The 21,163-nt window shown below is 38.2% G+C and carries 20 protein-coding genes and 1 other RNA gene; 16 read left to right on the forward strand and 5 right to left on the reverse strand.

Going from position 1 to position 21,163, the window contains the following annotated elements; translation table 11 throughout:
* Nucleotides 1-2 precede the first annotated feature (2 nt).
* Both FZC76_RS00335 and FZC76_RS00340 read right to left on the reverse strand, forming a co-directional pair.
* A complete protein-coding gene (locus FZC76_RS00335) occupies nt 3-1,016 on the reverse strand; it encodes a cytochrome d ubiquinol oxidase subunit II (protein WP_148986295.1) in 1,014 nt (337 codons plus the stop codon).
* A 12-nt stretch (nt 1,017-1,028) separates the two neighbouring features.
* The gene (locus tag FZC76_RS00340) at nt 1,029-2,360 is read right to left on the reverse strand and encodes a cytochrome ubiquinol oxidase subunit I (protein ID WP_148986956.1); all 1,332 of its coding nucleotides are present in this window, start codon (nt 2,358-2,360) and stop codon (nt 1,029-1,031) included.
* A gap of 380 nt (nt 2,361-2,740) precedes the next feature.
* Here FZC76_RS00340 and FZC76_RS00345 point away from each other — a divergent pair, with 380 nt between their 5' ends.
* The 10 genes from FZC76_RS00345 to FZC76_RS00390 all read left to right on the forward strand — a co-directional run bounded on the left by FZC76_RS00345 (nt 2,741) and on the right by FZC76_RS00390 (nt 11,761).
* Complete coding sequence (locus FZC76_RS00345) at nt 2,741-3,961, forward strand: tetratricopeptide repeat protein (RefSeq protein WP_148986296.1); 1,221 nt, start codon at nt 2,741-2,743, stop codon at nt 3,959-3,961.
* Nucleotides 3,962-4,121: 160 nt separating this feature from the next.
* Complete coding sequence (locus tag FZC76_RS23375) at nt 4,122-4,607, forward strand: site-2 protease family protein (protein WP_148986297.1); 486 nt, start codon at nt 4,122-4,124, stop codon at nt 4,605-4,607.
* A gap of 170 nt (nt 4,608-4,777) precedes the next feature.
* A complete protein-coding gene (locus FZC76_RS00355; RefSeq protein ID WP_148986298.1) occupies nt 4,778-5,914 on the forward strand; it encodes a sensor histidine kinase in 1,137 nt (378 codons plus the stop codon).
* Nucleotides 5,911-6,510, forward strand: coding sequence for a response regulator transcription factor (locus tag FZC76_RS00360; RefSeq protein ID WP_148986299.1), 600 nt, complete (start codon nt 5,911-5,913; stop codon nt 6,508-6,510). The genes FZC76_RS00355 and FZC76_RS00360 overlap by 4 nt, the downstream gene beginning before the upstream one ends.
* Nucleotides 6,511-6,635: 125 nt before the next feature.
* Nucleotides 6,636-7,862, forward strand: a complete 1,227-nt coding sequence (locus FZC76_RS00365; RefSeq protein WP_148986300.1) for a DEAD/DEAH box helicase — start codon at nt 6,636-6,638, stop codon at nt 7,860-7,862.
* A gap of 16 nt (nt 7,863-7,878) precedes the next feature.
* The gene (locus tag FZC76_RS00370; RefSeq protein ID WP_148986301.1) at nt 7,879-8,169 is read left to right on the forward strand and encodes a DUF6509 family protein; all 291 of its coding nucleotides are present in this window, start codon (nt 7,879-7,881) and stop codon (nt 8,167-8,169) included.
* A gap of 44 nt (nt 8,170-8,213) precedes the next feature.
* Nucleotides 8,214-8,402: non-coding RNA, 6S RNA (gene ssrS, locus FZC76_RS00375), on the forward strand.
* A 181-nt stretch (nt 8,403-8,583) separates the two neighbouring features.
* Nucleotides 8,584-8,853, forward strand: a complete 270-nt coding sequence (locus FZC76_RS00380; protein ID WP_148986302.1) for a DUF1292 domain-containing protein — start codon at nt 8,584-8,586, stop codon at nt 8,851-8,853.
* A gap of 191 nt (nt 8,854-9,044) precedes the next feature.
* A complete protein-coding gene (locus tag FZC76_RS00385) occupies nt 9,045-10,439 on the forward strand; it encodes an L-cystine transporter (protein WP_148986303.1) in 1,395 nt (464 codons plus the stop codon).
* Between the two features lie 275 nt (nt 10,440-10,714).
* Complete coding sequence (locus FZC76_RS00390; protein ID WP_148986304.1) at nt 10,715-11,761, forward strand: ATP synthase beta subunit C-terminal domain-containing protein; 1,047 nt, start codon at nt 10,715-10,717, stop codon at nt 11,759-11,761.
* A gap of 47 nt (nt 11,762-11,808) precedes the next feature.
* Here the strand turns inward: FZC76_RS00390 and FZC76_RS00395 are convergent, their stop codons facing one another.
* Nucleotides 11,809-13,164: a glucoamylase family protein gene (locus tag FZC76_RS00395; RefSeq protein ID WP_148986305.1), complete on the reverse strand. Its 1,356-nt coding sequence runs from the start codon at nt 13,162-13,164 to the stop codon at nt 11,809-11,811.
* A gap of 276 nt (nt 13,165-13,440) precedes the next feature.
* Between FZC76_RS00395 and trhO the strand changes: the two genes are divergently transcribed.
* Nucleotides 13,441-14,400: an oxygen-dependent tRNA uridine(34) hydroxylase TrhO gene (gene trhO, locus FZC76_RS00400; RefSeq protein ID WP_262372330.1), complete on the forward strand. Its 960-nt coding sequence runs from the start codon at nt 13,441-13,443 to the stop codon at nt 14,398-14,400.
* Between the two features lie 141 nt (nt 14,401-14,541).
* The gene (fumC, locus tag FZC76_RS00405; protein WP_148986306.1) at nt 14,542-15,927 is read left to right on the forward strand and encodes a class II fumarate hydratase; all 1,386 of its coding nucleotides are present in this window, start codon (nt 14,542-14,544) and stop codon (nt 15,925-15,927) included.
* A gap of 52 nt (nt 15,928-15,979) precedes the next feature.
* On the opposite strand, the gene FZC76_RS00410 is transcribed toward fumC, so the two are convergent.
* A complete protein-coding gene (locus FZC76_RS00410) occupies nt 15,980-16,303 on the reverse strand; it encodes a hypothetical protein (protein ID WP_010193599.1) in 324 nt (107 codons plus the stop codon).
* A gap of 199 nt (nt 16,304-16,502) precedes the next feature.
* Between FZC76_RS00410 and FZC76_RS00415 the strand changes: the two genes are divergently transcribed.
* Together FZC76_RS00415 and clpP are read left to right on the forward strand one after the other, a co-directional pair.
* Entirely contained in the window at nt 16,503-17,183 is a 681-nt protein-coding gene (locus tag FZC76_RS00415) for a sigma-70 family RNA polymerase sigma factor (protein WP_148986307.1), read from the forward strand.
* Between the two features lie 11 nt (nt 17,184-17,194).
* Nucleotides 17,195-17,782, forward strand: a complete 588-nt coding sequence (clpP, locus tag FZC76_RS00420; protein WP_262372331.1) for an ATP-dependent Clp endopeptidase proteolytic subunit ClpP — start codon at nt 17,195-17,197, stop codon at nt 17,780-17,782.
* A 36-nt stretch (nt 17,783-17,818) separates the two neighbouring features.
* Here the strand turns inward: clpP and FZC76_RS00425 are convergent, their stop codons facing one another.
* Nucleotides 17,819-18,403: a TetR/AcrR family transcriptional regulator gene (locus tag FZC76_RS00425; protein WP_187441947.1), complete on the reverse strand. Its 585-nt coding sequence runs from the start codon at nt 18,401-18,403 to the stop codon at nt 17,819-17,821.
* 172 nt (nt 18,404-18,575) lie between these two features.
* Between FZC76_RS00425 and FZC76_RS00430 the strand changes: the two genes are divergently transcribed.
* On the forward strand, nt 18,576-19,490 hold the full coding sequence (locus tag FZC76_RS00430) for an ABC transporter ATP-binding protein (RefSeq protein WP_148986310.1): 915 nt from the start codon (nt 18,576-18,578) through the stop codon (nt 19,488-19,490).
* Nucleotides 19,490-21,094 carry an ABC transporter permease gene (locus FZC76_RS00435; RefSeq protein WP_148986311.1) on the forward strand — a complete coding sequence of 535 codons (1,605 nt, stop codon included), beginning with the start codon at nt 19,490-19,492 and terminating at the stop codon, nt 21,092-21,094. The genes FZC76_RS00430 and FZC76_RS00435 overlap by 1 nt, the downstream gene beginning before the upstream one ends.
* The last annotated feature ends 69 nt before the right edge of the window (nt 21,095-21,163 follow it).

A 21,163-nucleotide genomic window follows, 5' to 3' on the forward strand; every position in this document is an offset into this window, starting at 1 on the left:
CCTTATTTTTTTCCTTGCACGTACTTGTTGTCAAATAAGAACAAGCGCATCAATAGGTATAATGAAGGAATTAGTAAACAAAGGCCGGCAATGAATGCTGTAATTAACGCTACAGCCATTGACTCATTTGTAAATCCATCATAGATCGTCAAATATGGATACAAAAGGTAAGGCATATGAGATGCCCCGTACCCAAAGAATGCCGTTGCAAACTGAAGCATCACCAAGATAAAAGCTACACCAAGGTGTTTCTTTTTCCACATCAGATAAACTGCTCCAAGGAAAAAGAGGAACGAGAGACTGAACATCCAGGAAAGTTCCAACATTTTATCGAAGTGTTCTGGGTTATGATCGCTTAAAGCGAAGAAGACGAGAACACTGGCAAGGATGGTTGGAAGACTCCAGTTTAATGCATATTTTCTTAATACTTCAAATGCATTTTCGTCACGCGCTGCTTTAGCATAAAACGCTAAGAAATAAGCAGAGATGTAAAGTACACTTACTAACGCCAAGATAACCACTGCCCAAGAATAGAAACTAGTGAACAGTGCTCCGTAATCAAGCCATACGGAGTCTTCATACTTATAAATGAAGCCACCCTCTGAAATGGTGAGCACAACAGATAGGGAAGCAGGAATTAAAAGTCCTGTGGCACCATATAAAGCTTGATAAAAATTGTTTCCTTTTTCACCATAGTGATGAAAAGCGTAATATGATCCGCGAATGGCCAATAACACGATGGCGATGCTTCCCGGAACTAACAATGTTGTTCCATAATAATAGGCAGTAGAAGGGAAGAATCCTACTATTCCTATAAAGAAGAAGACAAGGAACACATTCGTTACCTCCCAAACAGGGGAGAGGTAACGGACGATCACTTTGTTGATCAGGTGGTTTTTCTTTGTAATGGTGGAATAATAACTAAAGAAACCAGCGCCAAAATCAATCGATGCTACAATTAGATACCCGTACAAAAACGTCCACAGGACAGAAATACCAATTACTTCATAACTCATTTGTCATCCCCCTCACTCCATGCCCCTATCGTGAAGCTCTTTCTCCACCGGGTTATTTTTAAACATTTTCCTTAGTACAGTCGCACAAGTTGTCAGAAGAACGATGTAGAGTAGAACAAATAGAACAATCATTAAGTCAACATGTTCCGAGGTCGTTGCTCCTTGTTCGACGGTCATATAGCCTACAAGCAACCACGGCTGCCTTCCAAGCTCCGCAAAGAACCAACCCATCTCAATTGCCAGTAGGGACAACGGTCCACCCGCAACTATTGCCCATAACAAAGGTTTGTTCCATTCGTTCCATTTCCGTACTTTTGCAATCAAGACGTACAATATTGATATAAATGCCAGGAACATACCGATTCCGACCATCAGATCAAAGAAGTAATGGACGATTAATGGAGGTAGCTCCTCTTCAGGGAATTCTTCTAAGCCAATTACTTCGGCATCAGGGTTACCGTGAGCCAAAATACTTAAGGCATATGGAATTTCCAGTGCGTATTTTACTTCATTATTATCTTGGAGTACACCTCCCAATATTAACGGTGCTTCTGATGAAGTCTCAAAGTGCCATTCTGCTGCTGCAAGTTTTTCAGGTTGATATTTTGCCAGATACTTACCTGAAAAATCACCGATGATGGCAGTGGATATCGCAAAGATTGCAGCAGCTGTCATAGTAAGATGAAGCGCCTTTTTATGATAAACATGGTTTTTGCCTCTAAGTATCGCAAATGCTGCTATAGCAGCTAAAACAAATGCGGTTGTTAAATATGCCGAAGATAGCACGTGTGCAACCTTTGTAGGGGTTGCTGGATTGAACATCGCCTCTAATGGACGGATGTTGGTCAACACGCCATTTTCAAGGTCAAATCCTCTTGGTGCATTCATAAAACCATTAACTGTTGTGATAAAGAAGCCTGAAGCCATTGCGCCTAGTGCTACAGGAATTAAAATGAAAAAGTGATAGATCTTCTTTTTAAATCGGTCCCAAGTATATAAATAGATGCCGAGAAAAATAGCTTCAAAGAAGAACGCAAAGGTTTCCATGAATAATGGAAGACTAATCACATGGCCAGCCATCTGCATAAAGTTAGGCCAAAGCAAACTTAACTGTAATCCAATGGCGGTACCGGTCACTACCCCGATTGCAACGGTAATGACAAAACCCCGTGCCCATCTTCTTGCAAGCAGGCGGTAATGCTCATCATTCCTTTTAATCCCCATCCACTCTGCCAAAGCAATCATTAGGGGAACTCCCACGCCGACAGTGGCGAAAATCACGTGTACAGCCAACGTAATACCTGTTAGAATTCGGCTTAATAAAACCGGATCGTATTCAAACATCCCAAACATCCAAATTCCACTCCTTCTCTAACACAAAATTTCTGTCTTCAAGATTCACTTTTATTATACATTAGATTGCTCAATATTTCACAATATAAACATCAAGCAAACTCTCTTTCTAGTATATTCCCTTTAAACAAGAAGCAAAACAGGGGGAAAGCGCTTGAATATGACATCTTTATGGCAAAGATTCGGCTAATTTGTGACAACCAACGTAGTTAATCCAATCCAAGATAACAAATGAAAAAGCTCTAGCTAGAACGTAAAAAAGGTGCAGATGGAGAATTTACAGAAAAAAAGTAAAAACAGATGGAATGTTGTATAAATATGTAGAAGAAGGTGGTAAAATATTCTTATAATTCACACAAAGGGTGTATTCAATGAGCAATTTAAAAAATCATATTAATAGGCTTTCTAGAGACACATTCTCGCTAAACTATAATCTGGATCAAGGAATCTTTGGCACCTTCGATTTATCAGAAGGACACAAAGATAGTGTGAAAGTTCATGAGAATCTAAAATTTAATACACCAGTGGAAGAACTACTATACACAATCTATGATTTTACAGTGCTCCAAAATAAGAAAGCTGCAAAGGAAAAGTTCCAATACTTAAATGATGAGTTTAATACGGATAATTTATTATCAGACCCCAGCTTAAACTTACTTTATCTGGTGGTGAAACTTAAATACTTTATCTTAAATAATGATAGAAAGTTATATAAGCCAATTTATAATCAAATTAGAAATTTACCTACTAGCATAAATCCCTCGGTTGAATATATACACCATAAAACATTAGGTATCTATTATTATCGAACTAATAACTTTTTACAATCCACTTTAGCGCTTGATAATGCCCTATCCTTAGCGGAAAAATTACCTTATTTATCTGAAAATGATAAAGCAGAACTGTATTATCAAGTCGCATTAACAAAATTAAAAACTTGTGATACGTACGAATCCATCTTTTTTGCAGAAAAGGCCCTTACTCTCTATCAAAGTCTTTATAACAATAAACGTTCAGCTGAGTGTCATATTATTCTAGGCATCAACTTTAATCATTCCAAACGACAAGATTTTGCAGAAAAACATTATCTGTCTGCAAAAAATATAGGGGAAACCATAGAAGATGCATATCTGGAATCGATGGCACTACATAATCTCGGTTGCATCAAGTCCTATCAGAAACAGTCAGAGGAAGCGATTTGTTATTATCTAGAATCGTTAAAAAGAAAAAGGGAAGAGGAGAGAAGTGTATATTCCATACTAGGCCTAGTTGAAGAATATTACTTTTTGGGTCAAACAGAGTTTTCAAAAGAATGGGCAGAACAAGGATTAGGATTAGCTGTTAGAACGGATTTAAAAGAATATATTCTTCACTTCACTGCACATATCTACTTATTGGATAAAGATCCAGAGTTAGAGCTATACATCCAACAAGAAGTGATTCCTTATTTTAAGAATGCCGGAAATGAACGTTACACGATTAAGTATACGGAAATGTTAGCGAAATACTATTATCAAAACCAGCAATTCAAGTTAGCAAGTGAGTTTTTCAATAGTTGTTTACAAAATATTAAATCAAAAACCTCTTACTAAGAGATATTTCAGAATCCCACACTAAGAATGTGTGGGATTTTTCAATAAAAAAGGGTAATTTGAATTAGTTTTATTTTCTTTCTTAAATGTAAGTTTGATTAACGAATATAGGGTATGTAAGCATTATTTAATCTTTTTTATAAGAAAGGTAGTGTTTACATTGTTCGGAATAAATGATTTGTGGAAATTTTTTCTTTCTTTTTTTCTTGTGCTACCTATCGTGACAATCATTCATGAAATGGGGCATTATTTCTTTGCTAAGCTTTTTGGTGGTAAGGTGATTGTGCATATAGGAACAGGAAATATCCTATTCAAGTTTGGATCTATTCGAATAAGGAAGTTATATTTTTATGATGGTTGGTGTGAGTACATTTCGTTAAGCAAAAAATCGTCTAAACTTGATAAAGTTTTAGTTTATTTAGGGGGATCCCTTTTCAATATCTTGTCTATTTTCATCTTGAACTCATTAATAGTAAATGACTTTTTAGAACCAAGCATTTTCTTTTATCAGTTTACCTATTTCTCATTTTACTTTTTATTCTTTTCATTATTTCCAATTAATCACCTAAATGGCTGCCCAAGCGATGGAATGGCGGTTTTAAATTTACTAACGAATAAAAAGTTCAGTAAGAATCCATCTAATTAATGAAATATATGACATTTGTCATAATCTTCTCATGACACGTATGACTATGCCAAGTCTCATTAAAATAGTAAAATGAGCATAAACGATGAAGAACATTTTACAAAACTTTCCTGAAAATATTTGTTATAATAACGATACTAGACTTGTAAAAGGTAAATGAGGTTTCAACTATGAAAAAGAGATACTTAATGTTTCAAAAGGGTTCTGGAATATCCCCATACATCTGGAGCGTATTCAGCATCCTGCCGTTTTATTTTATTTTTCAATCATCATCCACACCTGAAATAATAGTGGGTATTTTCTTAACGATTCTATTTTTTATTGCTTATAGATTTGCGTTTATCTCTAATAAGTGGCCGGTTTATCTCTGGACTTGCTTACTGATTGGGATTTCCATCACGATGACTATATTGTTTCATTTCATCTATTTTGCTTTCTATATTGCATTTTACAATGGGAAAATAAAAAATAAAATTGCCTTTATTGTGCTATATATCATTCACCTAATTGCAACTACTGTAGCAATTAACATAAATGTTGTCATGAGAGACGAGTTATTCCTAAAGCAAATCCCTTTTGTAGTGATCATTTGGATTGCCGTGATCTTATTGCCGTTTAATCTTTACAATAAACGTAAACAGGATCAGTTAGAAGAACAGTTGGATGTAGCCAATAAAAGAATTTCTGAGCTTATCATCCAAGAAGAAAGGCAACGAATTGCAAGAGACTTGCATGATACACTTGGACAAAAACTCTCGTTGATCGGCTTAAAGAGTGATCTTGCAAGGAAGGTAATGAATAAAAACCCTGATCAGGCTAAATCGGAGCTAAAGGATGTCCAACAAACCGCGAGGACCGCGTTGAATGAAGTGAGACAAATGGTGTCCCAAATGAGGGGAATTCGTTTAAAAGAGGAGTTTGTAAGGATAAAACAAATACTTGACGCTGCAGAGATAGAACTAAAATTGGAACACGATTTACCTTTAAAGGACAATTCATTATTTTTAGAGAACATATTGAGTATGTGTTTGAAAGAAGCGGTTACCAATGTAGTTAAACATAGTAAAGCAACCAAATGTATCGTCCGTATGGAACAATTAGGTGACGAAATCAGGCTGACCATTCAAGACAACGGGGTTGGTATGACAGAGCAAGATGACATAGGAAAAGGCAGCGGTCTGCTCGGTATTAAGGAACGGTTAGAATTTGTAAATGGCCTGATGGAGATAAGCGGTGAAAAGGGAACAACAATCCGAATAAAGGTACCAAAAATGGTCAATCAGAGGGAACAGGGGGAGAAAGCATGATACGGATAGTAATAGCAGAGGACCAACGCATGATGTTAGGCGCCTTAGGTTCATTACTAGATCTGGAAGAGGATATGGAAGTGGTCGGCATGGCAGGAAATGGGGAAGAGGCAGTCGCTCTATTTCATAAATATAAGCCTGACGTATGTATTATGGATATCGAAATGCCTGAAAAAACAGGCTTAGAAGCAGCGGAAGAGTTAAAAGGCTTAGGCTGCAAAGTCATCATCTTGACCACATTTGCCAGAACCGGGTATTTTCAACGAGCCTTAAAAGCGGGAGTTACCGGCTACTTATTGAAAGACAGCCCGAGTGAAGACTTGGCCAATTCCATACGTAGCATTATGTCAGGGAGACGTGTTTATGCCCCTGAATTGATGGATGATTTCTACGGAGAGGAAAACCCTCTCACAGAAAGGGAAAAAGCGGTTCTGGAACTGGTGGCAGACGGGAAAAATACGCAGGAAATTGCAGATGAATTAAGCATCAAGTCAGGTACCGTTAGAAACTACATTTCTACCATATTAGATAAGCTCGAAGTAAAGAATCGAATTGAAGCTATTACCCAATCCAAGGAAAAAGGTTGGTTTAAATAAAATTGGATAGAATGTTTAAAAGCCGATCTAAAGTAAGATCGGTTTTTGTTTATGCACTACTTTAATATGTGATATAGTTATGAAAGCTATTTCAAGGCTATATATAGAAAAGAGACGTGATAAGAGTGACTGATTTTTTAAAGCTAGGGATACGTAAGGGAGTAAATCACTCCTTAAAATCCATGGGAATAACTTCCCCAACCCCCATACAGGAACAAACCATTCCTACTGTTCTAGAGGGACATGATGTAATTGCACAGGGGCAGACCGGAACGGGAAAAACATTGGCTTTTATTCTTCCTATTCTAGAAAAAGTCGATGTTAATAACCCTGATACGCAAGCCCTGATATTGACCCCAACAAGGGAGCTTGCCCATCAAATTACAAAAGAGATTAAAAAACTAAAAGAAAATATAGATGATTTACACGTACTTGCCATTTACGGAGGGCAGGATGTCCAAGCTCAGCTCAAAAAACTAAAAGGGGCACAGCATATTATTGTGGCAACACCTGGACGATTGCTAGATCATGTAAGAAGAGGGACGATTGATCTTTCGACGATCTCCATGCTTGTCATTGATGAAGCGGATCAGATGCTATTAATGGGTTTTTTGCCGGATATAGATACCATCACGGCAGAAACATTCTCTTCTCGTCAGACGATGCTCTTTTCTGCAACTATACCAAATGAGATCCATTCCTTAGCACAAAAGTATATGAAGCAGCCTAAACACATTCAAATTGTGGAAAAGCAAGTGACTGTAGAGACGATCAACCATTATGCCGTAGAAACAACGGACCGCCGTAAAGAAGGTACTATGCTTCATCTTATAAAAGAACATAATCCATATTTGGCCATTATCTTCTGCCGTACAAAGGCGAGGGTACAAAAACTGACTGAAGTTCTAAAACACGAGGGAATAGAATGTGAAGCATTACACGGAGATATCCCGCAATCCAAACGTAACAGAGCCATGAAATGGTTCCGGGAAGCTAAACTTCAATATCTGGTTGCAACAGATGTAGCTGCTCGCGGGCTTGATGTAGAAGGCGTGACACATGTGTATAATTATGACATTCCACAAGACTTAGAGACATACATCCATCGTACCGGCCGCACAGGACGAGCAAGTGGAACAGGAGAAGCATACACGCTTTACGCTCCTAGGGATGTGGATTTTCTACAAATGATTGAAAAGGGAATAGATATGCCTCTTGAGAAGCTCGTTTTTAAAGGAATTAGTATACCTGACCGTGACGATTACGAGGAAGAACGAAATATAAATATCGCAAAAGCGAGAAAAGAAAAAGCAAAGAAGAAAGATTTTACTAACAGGAATCTTAAGAGATAGAAAGGAAGATTTAGCAATGAATATTAAAGGTCATGAAGCGGAAAAACTCAAAGATCCAACAGGAATCATCGACGGAGATAGGTATGAATTTTTTCTAGATCTGGAAATTGATGAAGAAGATGAATTGTATTCCGATCAAGGTGTATATATAAAGTTGATCCTTGCCGTAGATGGTAATGGACATAGGATTGCTCAATATCAATTCTACGAAGAAAATACCAACAAGGCGTTAGATTTTGAAATGGAAGAAGATGAGGAGAAGGCTGTGCTTTCATATTGCGGGGAACATTTCAAGAAAGTGCTATAATTAAAACCATTTGCATTTTTTCTCGTTCTCCTGTACTATAGGGAAACAAGCTACGATGTACGTAACCATAACAAAGTTTTAACCTTTATACTTAGCTAGGGAGTTTTATATAAAAGCAGGAATGTCATGCCTCCATGGATAGAGGACGACAGGAATGTTTTTGCGAACACCCACTTTCAGGAGTGGTGGTTTAAAACTTTCTTATACTAAGTTACGGCAGTTGTGGCTTGTTCCTTTAAAAACACACTAAAAAACGAGCTTCCATCTTTGAGGTGGAGGCTCGTTTTTATTTGATGCCTACACCAATTGAGTAACACAGTGTGTTAAGATAAGTAAGTTCTATATCGTGTATAGAATGAGGAGTACAAGGAAAATACTTACAAGAGCACTAAGTAACTGAAGGGAGATAGAAAAATGGATAAGATAGAAGTAGGAGATATTTTTATTGTGACCGATGAGAACGATCAGGAACAAGAGCTTGAGGTTCTTGGAACAATGGAAGTGGAAGCTTCTGTATACGTAGCAGTCGGTTTTGTAGAAGAGATTGCAAAAGACACGACTGGCGATGTCGATATTTTCTTCTTGAAAGTGGAAGAAGACGGAGAATTATCCGAAATTGAAACGGACGAAGAGTTTAATAAAGTTTCCACAGCATTTGAAACAATGATAGACAAAGAACAATAATACTATGGAGGTTGTCCTGTAAAAAAGGACAGCCTCTTTTTTTGTTTGATGGGCATGTATGAGAATAAGCTCAATACACTATAACAAAGAATAATTTTCCCATGGAAAGTTATTCTTCCAAATCCAATTCCTCTTAGCAGAGTTGTATTGGCGGATTAAAGTATTTGAGTAAGAAAGAAGGGGGAGAAAGTATGGAAACTTTGTTTATTGTACTTAATATTATTTTATTACTTTTACTTTGCTTTGGGCTCTATACGATGCAAAAGAGAGGCGTTTCTTTTTCTAAGCGTGTTTTCTCTGCATTGGGGATAGGGATTCTTTTCGGTCTTGGACTACAGTTTGTTTATGGATCAGGTTCAGAAGTTTTGACAGGTTCTATAGACTGGTTCAATATTGTTGGTTCTGGTTATGTAAAATTTCTGCAGATGATTGTTATGCCATTAGTGTTCATCAGTATCATCGCAGCATTCACCAGACTTACTTTAAAGAGTAACATTGGAAAGATTAGCGGGTTAATCATTGGAATCTTAATCGGTACAACAGCTGTGGCAGCAGCCGTTGGGATCGGTACCACACTTGTCTTCGATTTAGAAGCAATACAAATTGAGCAAGGAGAAGCGGAAACAGCTAGAGGAGAGCAGATGGAACAGCGAGCAGGAGACCTTGCATCCAAAACATTCCCTCAACAGATGTTGGATTTTATTCCATCCAATGTGTTCCTGGATTTCACTGGTGCACGATCCACTTCTACGATTGCTGTAGTTATTTTTGCAGCATTTATTGGGATTGCTTATTTAGGGGTTAGACGGAAAAACCCCGAACAGGCAGAGTCCTTTGCAAAAATAGTGGATACCTTTTATACCATCATTATGAGAGTTGTGACATTAATTCTTCGTTTAACTCCATATGGGGTTTTAGCGTTGATGACCAAAGTTACCGCAACTAGTGATTATGGAGCCATTGCGAAGCTTGGACAGTTTGTAGCAGCATCCTATGTGGCACTGGCGATTGTGTTCGGTATCCATTTAGTTCTTTTAGCGATGGCCGGCTTAAATCCATTAACATATGTTCGTAAGGCGATTCCAGTTCTTTCGTTTGCCTTTACTTCGCGTACCAGTGCTGGAGCTTTACCATTAAATATCAAGACCCAGACGAAAGAATTTGGTGTGTCAGATGGAATTGCAAATTTCGCGGGTTCTTTTGGATTATCTATTGGTCAAAACGGTTGTGCAGGTGTCTATCCAGCTATGCTGGCAGTGATGATTGCACCGACTGTGGGAATAAATCCGTTAGATCCTTCATTCCTATTCATGTTGATAGTCATCGTAGCAATTAGTTCGTTCGGGGTAGCGGGAGTAGGAGGCGGTGCAACTTTTGCAGCCATTCTAGTGCTATCTGCAATGGACTTACCAATTGCGCTTGCAGGTTTGTTGATTTCTGTAGAACCACTTATTGATATGGGACGTACGGCAGTGAATGTTAGTGGTAGTATGACCGCAGGCGTATTGACGAGTAAGGTGACAAATGACCTTGATACTTCTGTATATAACAGTTCAGCATCGACGGATATGGAGTTGGATGTTTAATAGAGTTTGTTCGAGGGGAGAGAGCAGCTTCGATGCTGCTCTTTTTTTTGTTGTTATTTATTACGAAATTCGAAATGTCACAATAACCGTTATAAAAGTCACAATAACCTTCTTGAAAGTTACAATAACTAAAGAAATAGTTACAATCAGCCTCCGAAAAGTTACAATCCAAACCACAATGTAAGAAAAGTAAAAATAATTACTTTAAAACGTAAATTTATGTTGCTTTTGAGTATAGCATCAATTACTCTATAAAGTAATAGGAGGTGAAAATAATGGAAAATGTAAGATTGAATGTTGCTTTATTACGTAGAAAGGTACCAAACCTGACGAGTGCTGCTAAATCTGTGGGCTTAAGACCCGCCACCGTTTCAAATCTGTGCACAGGCAAAATCCCTGTAAGTAGAGCAGAGGTACGCACCATTATCGCACTAGCTGATTTAGCAGAGTGTAGCTTGGATGAGTTAATATTGAGAGGGGAGAAAATTGATATGATTGAAACAAAAATTAAAGCAATCGATTTATTTGCTCCATTGACTAAAGGAGGAACTAACGGTCTTGTAGCAAGGCCAGGCATGGGGCAACTTGTGATTCTAGCAGAGTTGTATTACCGTCTTAAACGAGAAGGGTACATTTCCATTATGCTATCACCTAAGGTGGAACATCCCGAAGTTGCGGACATTCTTGATCATGTCGATTTCACTGTAAACACAATAGAAGAAGCCTACCAAAAGATCATGGAACTTGGTCAGAATAAGGATATAATTTTCACTGCTGACAGAGGACATGTAGCGAACGGCAACATTCAAGACCTTCACAATAAGCTAGAAAAGGTCGGAATGAATACTGTTACAACATTTCTTCTTGATTTAAGTGGGGAGGTAGTGGATGAAGACCTTCCTTATGGACCTTTAGAAACGGTATGGCAATTTGATGCAGACCTTGCAGCAAGACACAAATATCCAGCTATTAATCCTTTACAATCCACCTCATCTGTTTTAGAAGGTGCTCACCTAGATCAACACCACTTATCCATACAACAACGCTCACAAAAACTTCTTAGACGATACCGTGAGTTACGCTCGCTTGTTCAAGTCAGAGGAATAGATCAACTCCCTGTATCAGAAATTCAAACATATAAGAGAGGGGAAAGATTAGAAGCATACCTAACCCAACCTTTCTATGTTGCTGAACCCTTTTCTGGAAGACAAGGAGAAGATGTAGACCTCCCGACGATGCTTGAAGATATTAGAAAATTACTAGACGGTTCCTATGATTCTGCAGAAGTGAATTCTTTATCATATATTGGTTCAATAAAATAACTTCTTTTTAGCATAATAAAAAGAGCCGCCAAGGGCTCTTTTTATGTTTAATCTCTGATACCAAAATCCTCCACTTCCAAAAGATGTTCCGGCTTTTTCCCAATTGGATCTTGATGAAAATAATCCCTGATGACACCTTTCTTTAAATAATTGGTGATCGAGGCTAAAATCATTCCCTGGTCCAAAGAAAGATAAGCATGGGCAACTTCACCTGATTTAAGATTGACTGTATCATAATAGCCATAATCTTCTCCATAAACACCCATGTCTTGCAGCTTTTTAAGATTGTTATAGACTTCTTCAGGAGCATGCTCTAGAGCAAGGAAGCTGGCATGAGGTGTTACAGTAGCTTTATCCTCATATCCTTCTGCTCCTAATACAGGTGCTCCAAACTCTCCATAATTATTTCGAATTGCTGCAGGCGAAAAGCCCCAAGCATCTAACTTATTAACCTCCGCATAGTGAATTTGACCTTTTACATGCTGCAGATTATTTAAGCCTAAAGCTTCCACACCGAGTTCGTTTTCCTTCAAGACAAGGCTTGGCATCAATGCTTCAAACATACTGCCTCCCCAGCTCGGTACATATTTGATTCCCTCATATTCGTATACGCCTTGAAACAAACTTACACCGTTATAATCTTTCATCACACCCGAAGGAGTTTGAGATTGCCAATCAAATTCAGGCGGAAAAGTTCGGTACAACTTCCACCAATGTTCCTCAGGTACATCTCCTTTACCAATTGCGAGGTAACTTGCCACTCGCGGTTCCGTATATAACATCCCGTAATGGTGAGGAGTGAGACTTTCTTGTTCCTTATCATATCCTCCATGTAGATGACCAACGGAAGGGTCATAAAGGGTGGAATAATCCATTTGCTCCACGAGAGGATCTGTTAAATCTTTCAGATCTTCAAAATACTGCCCGGTAACGATTAACCCTGCAGTCAACCAACCATTATCAACACTAGAGATAAACTGTCCCCAATCTGTTTTTGGTGTGCCATCCTTCGTGAAGTACCAATTGTAATAAAGTCCGTTCCAAGTGTTCATCTCAAGCAATGAATTCAATGTTTTTTCAAGCTCTTGTTCGGCATCTTTTTTAGAAATAAATCCAAGTTCCACACCAGAAACCATGCCGAGCATATACATGGCAATATTAGTCGGGGATGTATGTTCCGCTTTTGTTTCCTCCTGCTCGAAGTCAACGCGATCCATAGTAAGACCTGTTTCAGAATCTGTATATTTTTCGAAAAATCGAAACGTTTTTTCAGCAGTTTCCAATAGTTCTTTTTCCATATCATTTTTCGGATGAATAGCTGTTTTTACTGGAGTGCTTATAAAATAGAAAATTGCACCAACACCCACCATGGTTATGAAAAATAACCCAAGCAACTTTTTCAAATTGTAACAACCCCTTTAAATCAATTTAGTGAAACGTTTCGAATAAATAACTGAAAACGCCTACAATTGAATAAAATATACCCTTTAATATAACGTTAATCAATACATTTTCAGTAAAAATAGAGAAATGGCACACACTTCTTTACGTTATCGTAATAAAAGCTTGTCACAATCCCATCATTTTTGATATAGTAATATGTTGTAACTTCCTATATAAAGAAACAATTATGTCAACTATGTAAATAGATAAATTTAATAAAGGTAATGGTGATTATATTGAGTCAAGACTATAGAGTATTATTGTATTATAAATATGTAGATATTGAGAATCCTGAAGAGGTCACTCAAGAACATCTGGAATTCTGTAAAGAGTTAGGGTTGAAAGGTCGTGTACTAATTGCAAAAGAAGGGATTAACGGAACTGTTTCAGGTACAATCGAGCAAACGGATGCATATATCGAGCATATGAACGCACATCCATTTTTCTCAGATATCATCTATAAAGTTGATGAAGTATCTGAACATGCATTTCCTAAAATGAAGGTCCGTTATCGTCCAGAGTTGGTAACATTACGCCTGGAAAATGATATCGATCCCCGCAAAACAACAGGGAAGCATTTAAAACCAAAAGAATGGTTGGAAGCATTGCAAAGTGAAGATACAGTGGTAATTGATGCTCGTAATGATTATGAGTACGACCTCGGACATTTCCGTGGTGCAGTGAAACCGGACATCAATACTTTTAAAGAACTTCCTCAATGGATCAAAGAAAACAAGAAGAATTTTGAAGGCAAAAAGATTTTAACGTATTGTACTGGCGGAGTACGTTGTGAAAAGTTTTCCGGATGGTTACTTGAAGAAGGTTTTGAGGATGTTTCCCAGCTGGATGGAGGTATTGTCACTTACGGGAAGGACCCTGAAGTACAAGGAGAACTATGGGATGGACAATGCTATGTGTTTGATGAACGCATAAGTGTACCAATTAATCAAAAAGAACATGTAGTAGTCGGGAAAGATCATTTTTCCGGTGAGCCTTGTGAGCGCTATGTGAACTGTGCTAACCCTGAGTGTAACAAGAAAATCTTGAGCTCTGAGGAAAACGAACACAAGTACCTGCGCAGCTGCTCCCATGAATGCCGTATAGATCCAAGAAACCGCTATATCATCGAGCACGGATTAACAGAAGAAGAAGTAAGCAAAAGAATGGATGCAATTAAAGAAGAAGTTACAAACTAAAAGAAAATCAGTTAACCTGTTTCTCAAACGAGGAGCAGGTTATTTTTATGGACAAAAAGAAATACTTATCTGAAAAGACTACGTTTTTCTTTTAACAATAGAGGTAAATAGTAAGTAATGAATAGAAAGGAGATTACATACATGGAATACCGGATTGAAAAAGATACAATGGGAGAAATAAAAGTTCCAAAGAATAAGCTATGGGGAGCACAAACGCAAAGAAGCATCGAAAATTTTGCTATTGGTGTGGAGAAGATGCCAATTGAGATCATACACGCTTTTGCACTGTTAAAAAAAGCAGCGGCAAAAAGTAATCATAAACTGAGCAAACTTTCTACCGAAAAAGCAGAGGCAATTTCAACCGCTGCTGAGGAGATAATAACGGGAAAATGGGATGAGCATTTTCCGCTTGTTGTATGGCAAACAGGTAGCGGGACACAATCCAATATGAATGTAAACGAAGTGATTGCCAATCGGGCAAATCAACTTTTATCTGAGAGCGGAGGAGAGGACCGAATACATCCAAATGATGATGTGAACATGTCCCAAAGCTCCAATGACACGTTTCCGACTGCCTTACACATTGCTGGGGTGTTAGCAGTGGAGGAAAGACTTCTTCCGGCATTAACGAGACTAAAAGAGACCTTACTACAAAAGTCGGACAAATTTGAGGGTGTCATTAAAATCGGAAGAACACACTTACAAGATGCTACTCCACTTACACTAGGCCAAGAAATCAGTGGTTGGCATCATATGCTGGAAAAAGGGGAGAAAATGATTATAGAAAGCCTACCCTATATGAAAGAACTGGCTATAGGGGGAACGGCAGTAGGTACAGGGATAAATGCACATCCTGAGTTTGGGAAGATGGTAGCGGAAGAAATCACCCAGCTGACCGGAAAAAACTTCACTTCTGCTGCCAACAAATTTCATGCATTAACCAGTCATGATCAGGTTGTGTTTGTACATGGAGCAATAAAAGCACTTGCTGCAGATTTAATGAAAATTGCCAATGACGTAAGATGGCTCGCCAGTGGTCCAAGAAGTGGGATAGGTGAAATAACTATACCGGAAAATGAACCGGGAAGTTCTATTATGCCTGGCAAAGTCAACCCCACCCAAAGTGAGGCACTGACGATGGTAGCCACGCAAGTTATGGGCAATGATGTAACCATTGGTATTGCTGCGAGTCAAGGTAACTTTGAACTTAATGTGTTCAAACCCGTCATTATCTATAATTTCCTACAATCCGTTACACTTTTGACAGAAAGCATGAACAGCTTCAACGACAAATGTGTAAGCGGGATGGAACCTAACCTTGAAAAAATAGCCTTAAACCTTCAAAACTCTTTGATGTTAGTAACATCCCTAAATCCTCACATAGGTTATGAAAAAGCGGCCTCCATTGCTAAGCTTGCACATAAAGAAGGGAGCACATTAAAAGCAGCCGCATTAAAATTGGAATTGCTAACCGAAGAAGAATTTGATGCCTTTGTTGATCCGAGTAAAATGGTAAATCCACATTAAACAAGATGGCCAGGTGGGAATTCTACTTAATTTCCAACCTGGCCATATTATTCTATTTCTCCATCATCTCTGTTTCGCTGACTTTATCTATTTTGTCCACAAACATTTGAAACACTTTTCTTTTTTCATCTAGCTCTTTTATGTATTGCTTAAGTTCATTGAATTTCTCTTCATATGGTTTGTGATATGATTCTTTGATGTTGTCGATAATTTCATCATTTATCGTGGATTGAATCACTTGTTTCGTAATACTGAACTTAATGGAATATAACTGAAGATCAGACTTCACTTTTTCATATTCATCATCAATCTCTTTTTTCTGTTTTAACATTTCTTCTTTCCATTCTAGTAAAGAATCCTTTACATATGTCTGCATAGTTACCTCCTTTGAACATACTGATACTAAGGTTATGTATTGTATATATAATATTAAAGAAAATGTTCAGATTTGTGGGGGTATTTTTCTTTACAGTCTGTTTACATATTACATACTTCCAAAAATTTTAAAGTCCCCCGTATCTTCAGGGGCTAATAAATCGTTTAGTTAATAGAGTGGAGTAAAGGAGTGTTGCTCAGTGACAAATGCAAATAAAAAATTGGTAGGGCAAAACGCCTTGTCCCAGGAAGAGTGCCTACAGGACCATTATCGTCTATTACTCCGATATTGCCTGTTTCTTACGAAAAACGAATGGGATGGCTGTGACCTTGCACAAGAAACCATGGCAAAGACTATTAAGCATTACGCTCATGGTTCTGTTATTAGCCAAAGTCTTCTTAAGAAAATTGCTTACAACAAGTGGATTGATGTTGTTCGGAGTCGACAAAAAGAAATAGTGCAGGATGTTCTTAATGAAGAGGTGCATCATCATGATTTGGAGAAAGCCCTCATTATCACAGATACATTACTTACACATACTACACCCAAACAGGCAGTGATATTCTTTCTTACAGAAGCATTTAATTATCAATCTGCTGAAATTGCCGACATGCTTGGCACAACAGAAGGAGCGGTAAAAGCAGCTTTGCACCGCTCAAGAAAAAGATTGAACAAAAAAGAGGCACCTAATATTGAGCTCATGGACAGTTTTTGGAGCGAGGAGGAAAAGCAACTATTGCCACCGTTATTCCTAGAAAGCCTTCAGGAAGAAGATCCAGGAGTTCTCATTGATGCCCTGCCGACTATTTTCCAGCTTAACGTCACGACGTACGCACTTCCTACTCACACTCCTAACAATGCATTTAAGTGCGCTGCATAAAGAAGGAGGAAATGAACATGAATACCATACCTTATGTCATTGAACAATCCAGCAGAGGAGAACGCTCTTACGATATATATTCTCGCTTGCTGAAAGACCGTATTATCATGATTGGGGATGAAATAAATGATCAGATCGCAAATAGTGTCGTTGCCCAATTACTTTTTCTAGCCGCCGATGACCCAGAAAAGGACATTTCCATCTATATCAACAGTCCAGGCGGCTCTACTACTGCTGGATTTGCCATTCTTGATACCATGCACTATATCAAACCAGATGTTCGAACAATCTGTATTGGGATGGCCGCATCTTTTGGCGCAATGCTGTTGATGGCAGGAACAAAGGGGAAGAGGCTTGCGTTGCCAAACAGTGAAATTATGATTCATCAGCCACTCGGTGGTGTTAGAGGTCAGGCGACGGAAATTGAAATATCAGCTCGTAGAATCCTGAAATTAAAAGATGACCTTCATAAAATGATTGCTGATTATACTGGACAGCCAATTGAAAAAATAGAGCTTGATACCGACAGAGATCATTTTATGACTGCAAGTGAAGCAAAGGTATACGGAATTATCGATGAGGTAATTAATAAGGGATAATAAAAAAGCAGGCACCTCACAAGAGGAAGCCTGTTTTTATTCCTTTTTACCGATAATACCGTAAAAAAAGATATTGGTAATGTCTTCTGTTAACGGAAGCACTTTTTGATAGACTTCTTCTCGTTGCATATAATCCTTAAGCATCTGCACATAGAAAAGAATGGCTTCTTGGGAAAGATTTGGATCAACATAACCTTGTTCCTTTCCTTCCTCAAACAATTTCGCAAAATAAGGAAGTGCTTTTTCCACATAGATTTTCTCGATGATATTACCTTCTGTTGCATATTCTTTCATCATATAGTGATAGAATTCTTCGTGTATTTGTTTTGAAATTTCTTTTTTATTGAAAATAATTTGTTTGATTTTCTCTGGGAACGGGATATCACTGTGAATGAGCTTTTCAAAATCGTCAGAAGTTTTATTTATGTAATAACCAAACACATCACTTGTTAATTTATGTTTGCTTTCAAAGTAATTATAGATAGTTACTTGCGAAACATTGGCCTTTTGGGCTATTTCAGAAATAGATACTTTCTGGACTCCATATTCCATAAAAAGAGTCAAAGCAGCTTCTAAAATATCTTGTTTCTTTTGTTCTCTCCGTCGTTGAAAACCGTCCATCATTTTTCACCTCTTTTATATTTTAATCAAAATTATGTAATAAAACAAATAAAATAGTTCATAAACTCTTGTCAAAGGACTATTTTATATATATTATGAACTATGTAAGTAAAAATATTTCATATTTTTCTTTTCTGTATGATCTATCATGTAGATTGAGGGAGGGTCTTTCATGACCATTTTAGAGACAAAAAATTTATGTAAAACATTCGGTAAATTCACTGCGTTGGACGGGGTAAATCTAAATGTAAACAGTGGAGAGGTCTACGGATTCATCGGACCAAACGGAGCGGGGAAATCCACCACTATACGTATATTATTGGGCATTCTAAAAGCTTCACAAGGCGAGGCAAAGATATTTGGCTTAGATGCCTGGAAGGATGCTGTAGAGATTCATAAACGCATTGCCTATGTACCTGGTGATGTGACATTATGGCCAAATCTAACTGGTGGAGAAGTCATTGATCTATTCATGAAACTTCGTGGAGGAAGCAACACTGGAAAGAGAGAAGAGTTGATTGAAAGATTTAAACTGGATCCTTCAAAAAAATGCAGAACTTATTCTAAAGGAAATCGGCAAAAAGTAGCATTAGTTGCGGCATTTGCTTCAAATGCAGATTTATATATACTAGATGAACCTACTTCAGGACTTGATCCATTAATGGAGATGATTTTCCAGGAATGCGTATTGGAGGCTAAACTTGCCGGAAAGAGTGTGCTTCTTTCAAGCCATATTCTCTCTGAGGTTGAAAAGCTCTGTGATCGTGTAGGGATCATTCGACAAGGAAAAATAATAGAAACAGGCACGTTACATGAGTTAAGACATTTAACCAGAACAAATCTCCTTATTGAAACAAAAGAGCAGGTATTGGATATTCGTTCATTGAAAGGTATACATGAAGTAGAACAACAAGACTCTGCATTATCATTTCAAGTTGACGCAGAGGAACTTGCTAACGTCATGAAGCATGTGAGCGGGTTCGGTCTTGTAAAGTTAGAGAGTTCTCCTCCTACTTTAGAGGATTTATTTATGCGACATTATGATAGTGGCAATACTTCCAATACAGGAGCGGGAGGAGAATCCTAATGTGGAAGCAACGTTTTAGTAATACAGGAAACCTTATTTTCTTCATTTTGAAACGTGATAAAATTCGTATTCCAATTTGGCTTATATCCATTACACTAATGACTTTATTAACTGCCACTTCTTTTTCTGGTTTGTATGCCAATGACCAGGAAAGGCAAGCAATCGCTGAAACGATGAAGAATCCTGCCATGACCGCAATGGTCGGTAAGGGCTATGGACTGGAAAACTATACAGAAGGCCCAATGATGGCGCATCAAATGCTTCTTTTTACAGCCATAGTGGTAGCAATCATGAGTATCCTACTCGTTACTCGTCATACAAGAAATGATGAGGAAGAGGGACGCGTGGAGTTAATACGTTCCTTGCCTGTAGGTCGTTTAGCTAATGTTACTGCAACTCTACTTGTAATGACAGCAACCAATGTGTTATTGGCTTTCTTAATTGCTTTTAGCTTATTCTTTCTGGGAATTGAAAGCATTGATTTGAACGGTTCTATTTTATATGGTGCAGCATTAGGTGCTACAGGGTTATTTTTCACGGGAATTACGCTTCTTTTTGCACAGTTATCCTCCAATCCGCGGGGGACAATTGGATTATCATTTACTGTACTTACTTTATCGTACTTAATTCGTGCGGTAGGAGATGTAAGTAATGAAACCTTGTCATGGGTTTCCCCACTGGGATGGATATTGGGGACAGAAGTTTATGTGAACAACTATTGGTGGCCGGTTTTTCTTACAATAGGGACCTCAATAATTATTGCCATAACTGCGCTCTATTTACATGCGTTGCGTGATCTGGGCTCCGGCTTCATCCCAACAAAGCCGGGTAAAAGAAATGCTTCACGTTTCTTAAATAGTCCTTTCGGATTGGCGTTCAGGCTCCAACGTACTGCAATCATCGCTTGGGCGATAGGAATGTTCATCTTAGGTGTATCGTATGGGTCCGTGCTAGGGGACCTGGAAACATTCATTTCTAGTAATGAAATGATGGCAGAAATGTTACCTCCTGTGGAAGGATACACGTTAACTGAACAGTTTATGACCATGCTTATGGCTATTATTTCGATGCTTTGTACAATTCCTCCTATCATGTTTTTGTTAAAGCTAAAAGGGGAGGAGAAGAGGGGGCACCTGGAGCCAATTCTTTCTAAAAGCGTGTCAAGATCAAAGCTCCTCGGGAGTTACATGTTGTTGTCTCTCATCTTTGGCTTTATTATGCTAACCTTGGCTATAGTAGGATTGTGGGTGGCAGCAGATTCAGTCATGGACGATCCCATTTCGTTGCAGTCATTTTTAAAAGCTGGGTTAGTCTATTTACCTGCATTGTGGATCGTGACGGGAATAGGGGTAGCTACAATTGGATTAAAGCCTAAATTGACAGGTCTCACATGGCTTGTACTGGGCTATTCGTTTTTTGTTGTTTATCTTGGAGGCATGCTCAAGTTGCCTGAATGGATGGCAACTTTATCGCCATACGGACATATTCCACAAATCCCAGTCGAAGAGGTCAGCTATCTAACCCTTGCCATTCTTATTTTTATTGCAATTTTATTAACATTGGTAGGCTTTATAGGATATCGTAATCGCGATATTACTGAATAATTTAGTTGTGCCCCCTTGTTTTAATAACGAGGGGGTTTACTTGTATAAAACACCTTTTCATCGAGCAAT

It is taken from the genome of Sutcliffiella horikoshii (assembly GCF_008180725.1).
Classification (GTDB): domain Bacteria; phylum Bacillota; class Bacilli; order Bacillales; family Bacillaceae_I; genus Sutcliffiella_A; species Sutcliffiella_A horikoshii_B.

Excerpts from the sequence above, each read along its gene's own strand:
- FZC76_RS00370 (WP_148986301.1), top strand. The coding sequence starts at position 7,879 with ATGAATATTAAAGGTCATGAAGCGGAAAAACTCAAAGATCCAACAGGA.
- FZC76_RS00335 (WP_148986295.1), bottom strand. The coding sequence starts at position 1,016 with ATGAGTTATGAAGTAATTGGTATTTCTGTCCTGTGGACGTTTTTGTAC.
- FZC76_RS00385 (WP_148986303.1), top strand. The coding sequence starts at position 9,045 with ATGGAAACTTTGTTTATTGTACTTAATATTATTTTATTACTTTTACTT.
- FZC76_RS00425 (WP_187441947.1), bottom strand. The coding sequence starts at position 18,403 with ATGGACGGTTTTCAACGACGGAGAGAACAAAAGAAACAAGATATTTTA.
- FZC76_RS00360 (WP_148986299.1), top strand. The coding sequence starts at position 5,911 with ATGATACGGATAGTAATAGCAGAGGACCAACGCATGATGTTAGGCGCC.
- FZC76_RS00410 (WP_010193599.1), bottom strand. The coding sequence starts at position 16,303 with ATGCAGACATATGTAAAGGATTCTTTACTAGAATGGAAAGAAGAAATG.
- FZC76_RS00435 (WP_148986311.1), top strand. The coding sequence starts at position 19,490 with ATGTGGAAGCAACGTTTTAGTAATACAGGAAACCTTATTTTCTTCATT.
- fumC (WP_148986306.1), top strand. The coding sequence starts at position 14,542 with ATGGAATACCGGATTGAAAAAGATACAATGGGAGAAATAAAAGTTCCA.
- FZC76_RS00380 (WP_148986302.1), top strand. The coding sequence starts at position 8,584 with ATGGATAAGATAGAAGTAGGAGATATTTTTATTGTGACCGATGAGAAC.
- FZC76_RS00355 (WP_148986298.1), top strand. The coding sequence starts at position 4,778 with ATGAAAAAGAGATACTTAATGTTTCAAAAGGGTTCTGGAATATCCCCA.
- FZC76_RS00430 (WP_148986310.1), top strand. The coding sequence starts at position 18,576 with ATGACCATTTTAGAGACAAAAAATTTATGTAAAACATTCGGTAAATTC.
- FZC76_RS00345 (WP_148986296.1), top strand. The coding sequence starts at position 2,741 with ATGAGCAATTTAAAAAATCATATTAATAGGCTTTCTAGAGACACATTC.
- FZC76_RS00340 (WP_148986956.1), bottom strand. The coding sequence starts at position 2,360 with ATGTTTGAATACGATCCGGTTTTATTAAGCCGAATTCTAACAGGTATT.
- clpP (WP_262372331.1), top strand. The coding sequence starts at position 17,195 with ATGAACATGAATACCATACCTTATGTCATTGAACAATCCAGCAGAGGA.
- FZC76_RS00390 (WP_148986304.1), top strand. The coding sequence starts at position 10,715 with ATGGAAAATGTAAGATTGAATGTTGCTTTATTACGTAGAAAGGTACCA.